Annotated in this window: 5 protein-coding genes; all 5 read right to left on the bottom strand. The window is 42.6% G+C overall.

The window, feature by feature from the left end:
• Window positions 1–168: 168 nt before the first annotated feature.
• A complete protein-coding gene (locus HNQ59_RS19135) occupies window positions 169–996 on the bottom strand; it encodes a tetratricopeptide repeat protein (RefSeq protein ID WP_184041988.1) in 828 nt (275 codons plus the stop codon).
• 9 nt (window positions 997–1,005) lie between these two features.
• Window positions 1,006–1,530, bottom strand: coding sequence for a lysozyme inhibitor LprI family protein (locus HNQ59_RS19130; protein WP_281397253.1), 525 nt, complete (start codon window positions 1,528–1,530; stop codon window positions 1,006–1,008).
• 87 nt (window positions 1,531–1,617) lie between these two features.
• Window positions 1,618–1,836: a hypothetical protein gene (locus HNQ59_RS19125; RefSeq protein WP_184041986.1), complete on the bottom strand. Its 219-nt coding sequence runs from the start codon at window positions 1,834–1,836 to the stop codon at window positions 1,618–1,620.
• 88 nt (window positions 1,837–1,924) lie between these two features.
• The gene (locus HNQ59_RS19120) at window positions 1,925–2,365 is read right to left on the bottom strand and encodes a hypothetical protein (RefSeq protein ID WP_184041985.1); all 441 of its coding nucleotides are present in this window, start codon (window positions 2,363–2,365) and stop codon (window positions 1,925–1,927) included.
• A gap of 67 nt (window positions 2,366–2,432) precedes the next feature.
• Window positions 2,433–3,496: glycoside hydrolase family 19 protein (locus HNQ59_RS19115; protein ID WP_425491412.1), on the bottom strand; the 1,064-nt coding region annotated here is incomplete at its 5' end.

Raw genomic sequence — 3,496 nt, 5'->3', positions numbered from 1 at the left:
GGTCGGCTTGGGTCTGTTTCAGTAGTCGCTGCAGGCTGTGCTGGGTGTGTTCCACCAGCCGGAAGCGGGTGCCGGGCCGGAAGCTGCGCACGCTGTCTTGGGTGCTCAGAAACAGAGCCATGTCATTAAATTACCCCACCAGCATCAGTTCATTGCCAACAGATCTAATTACATTCTTAACTTGACACGATCAGGAATTTTACCTGCCTTGCCAGCAGAGCCCATCAAATCAAAATATTTTTTATATTCCTCCCTGGCTCTATCAAATTTTCCAACCTGCCACAATGAATCCGCAAGATTCAAATATGTAACAATTCGTCCAGGAGAAATAGACAAAACATTCTCGAAAGCGGAGATTGCAGAATCATGATCACCAGCCAATTGCTTATAATATCCAAAATCATTTGCCAGCTTCAAAAATATAGGAAATCTTAAAATTAATCCAGAATCGCCCAACCCTAGAACATATGGCGACAATTCATCAGCCGCCATTTCATTCTTACCTTTATTAAAAAATCCACCAGCAGACTCCAAGGAGGCGTTCATAAAAAAATTCAATGCATTTGCATACTTAGAAGACGAAATCGGGATCTCCTTATAAACCCCCGAAATACTCGAATTTAATGAACACAACCCAAAAACATCAACAGAGATAATTTCAATACTTGATTCAAGTAAATTAACATCAACAATCTTTCCTTTTACATTTTTATCACTGAAGCTATGCAGCGAGTTATCCGCAGGTCTGATCTGGCCAGAGTATCTATGTCCTTCCGTCAAGGATAGGTCTGACTGAATGGTGCAATCAGCTCCTGCAGAAGACCCTTTCCCAACAGCTCCTCCCGATGCAGCAAAACGATACCCCGAGTCACCATTTGGGAAGATAGCCACAAATGAATGATCTTGAAAAAACACCCTGGGCCAAGTATCTGCAAAAGCCAGGCCACATATAAACAAAAAGAAAGCACCAAATATACAATCAATAATTTTTTTCATTTTTAAAAACTAAAACAACTTATCAAAATTTAATCTCGCCACACAACCATTAAAATTTTCCCCATAAATTTTATTTGCCAAATTACAGTTCTTTTCAACATATTCAACCCAAAGATCTGAATCAGATTCAATTTTTTTCAACCTTAAAATAAATTCATCTTCTCCATACCCTGCTTTCTTCATAATTCTGATAGATTTATAATATGGAGAAATATATCTTTTAGAATCATCAACCAATCTCAAAATTTCAACTTCCCTAGCTTTTGTTAAATCCAGCAGGCAGTTCACATTATCAACGGCACTCTCCCGACCTCCATTAACCAGCAAATCACCACAGTATTCATCCCTAAAAGAAACCCAACTACGCTGAACAACTCTCAAAGCCTCAGCCTTATCACCAATAGAGTTAATAACCTTTTTATAAGATAAATTTAAGCTCTTATCTGCCAAGAATCTCTTCTCCTCCACACACTCCAGTATGGATTTTGTTGTTAGCCCATTACAATCCGCAGTAGCAGATACATATATTGGCATGAGATATAAAATCACTCCCAACAATCGCATTTCAATCCCCTTTCAAAGAAATCAGCCTCCCCATCTCGCCGCATTAAGAGGCCATCTTTAGGTATCCGTGGACAGGCAGATCAGCTCGAAGACCGATAAGCCGTCCAGCTGTTCCACTCCCGCGAAGGATTCCAGCAGCAGGCTCGCCGCATCCAGCCTTTCAATGTCCAGGTCATACAGTCGGGTGTCCGCCGTCAGCAAGGCCGGCAGGCTCAGCAGCGTCAATAAGGCGCTCAGCACCTGCGCGCCGGGAACGGAAACAGGGGTCGAAAGCATACAAAATCGTCTTCTAAAAGGTCAGCGCGGCTTGCTCGCAGGCTTCTGCTTCTCCGCCTTCTCCAAATGCGAAATCACTTCCTAATTATCAATTTCCCAGAAGCTTCTTTATATCCTCAGATGTTTTATATTTATAGTTAACTTTTTTACCATCCTGAACCCCTTGAAATCCAGGAGGAATTAGCATATTAATGCCATTTATTTTTGATATTTTCCCACCATATAATTCACCATCATAAGCACGAACTTCATAAAATTTACCAACAGTCTCAATATCAGGCTTATCTACTGGCCAACTAATGATTACAACTATCTTTTTCGACCCATCACTTTTAAGGTCTGCTGTAAATACGGATTCAATCTTAGCCGCAGACCCACCTTGCGGAAGAACACTATCTACGTCCAGTACGTCAACCTTGCCAGGCTTTGGCAAAAATAATTTTACTAAAATAGAATCACCATATGCAGTATCTTCTGCTAAAAATACCAATATTGCATCCTTGGTTGGGACCCCCAGCTTCACCGGCATATGTGGCATATCGCCACCAAATGACTTGCCTACAAGAAGGAAAAAATAAAGAAAGCAAAAAATTCTTCTAAATATCATTAAATATCCCTTTCGACCATATTTTCTGAAAATTACTTCTTCTAGCCTCGTAGCTATCCGTACCTTTATTTATTACTGCAGTTATTGAGTCAACACATTCATCAGAGCTACCTTTATCAGCAATATTAAACAAATTGTATCTTAACCAGAAGAAAACAGCAGATCTCAGGGCATATTTTGGCTCCAATAGCAGATCTGGATTTTGAACAGCATCAATACTCTCACCACTCCATATTAGTGGGTATTTATCTCTAAAATCATCATAATTAGCTCTCCAGGTAAGCATCTTTAGTCCTCTTCCCCGATATTTCCAACCATCTCCTGTTTCTGGCCCTCCATGTCCATTCCTATTGCTATACGCCCTATTTGCAATAGCCTCCTGATCTGCAGGGTGATCAGCAGTCCTACCATACATTTCTGCTTCTTTTTTATTTTTACTAAAATAGCCAAACGTATTAATCAACCCTGCGGGAGGATAATCAAAAATTTCAACTACTCTACAATTTCTCCCAACCTCTTGCAGTACTTGTGCAAAAAAATGCGAAATCCTCAGTGGGGTATTTAGCTTATAACTTTCCAAATTTTGATTTAATTCATCGGCTATGGCCCGTATAAACTCATGATTTTTTGCTGTATCAAAAACCTCTAAGAGCATACGTAAAGTTACACGACCCATTGTTAGAGCAAAATTCCCCACCAATCCCCCCGGATGCAGATGGAATGCCTTCGGCCCCGTCGGGAAGCCTGCGATGCTGCTCACTTCGTCCCAGAACGCCAGTCGCTTGATCCGTGTCTTCTCCGCTTGCCAGTCTGGCAGGCCCTCCCCCATCAGGCTGTCCAGTTCGTCCCATTTCCCGCTGTCCCAGTGCCATTCGCTTTCATAGCCCACGATCAGGCGGCTCAGCCGGTCTGCCAGCCAGGGGACGGTCTGGGCTTTTTGCTGGTCGCGCAGGCTCAATACGCCGTCGGCCTGGTCTTGCCGCTCGATGGCCGCCAGGATCGCTTGTAGCAGGGGGCCGCCGTCGACTTTGTCGGTGCGCTGTTTGAAGTGGG

The organism is Chitinivorax tropicus, from assembly GCF_014202905.1.
In the GTDB taxonomy this organism is placed as follows: Bacteria; Pseudomonadota; Gammaproteobacteria; order Burkholderiales; family SCOH01; genus Chitinivorax; species Chitinivorax tropicus.
The sequence above is the reverse complement of the archived record's forward strand: the minus strand, read 5'-3'. Positions and strand labels throughout refer to the sequence as shown.

Bases quoted from the DNA above. Each gene is read 5' to 3' on its own strand.
- HNQ59_RS19130 (WP_281397253.1), bottom strand. From the start codon at position 1,530: ATGCCAATATATGTATCTGCTACTGCGGATTGTAATGGGCTAACAACA.
- HNQ59_RS19125 (WP_184041986.1), bottom strand. From the start codon at position 1,836: ATGCTTTCGACCCCTGTTTCCGTTCCCGGCGCGCAGGTGCTGAGCGCC.
- HNQ59_RS19135 (WP_184041988.1), bottom strand. From the start codon at position 996: ATGAAAAAAATTATTGATTGTATATTTGGTGCTTTCTTTTTGTTTATA.
- HNQ59_RS19120 (WP_184041985.1), bottom strand. From the start codon at position 2,365: ATGCCGGTGAAGCTGGGGGTCCCAACCAAGGATGCAATATTGGTATTT.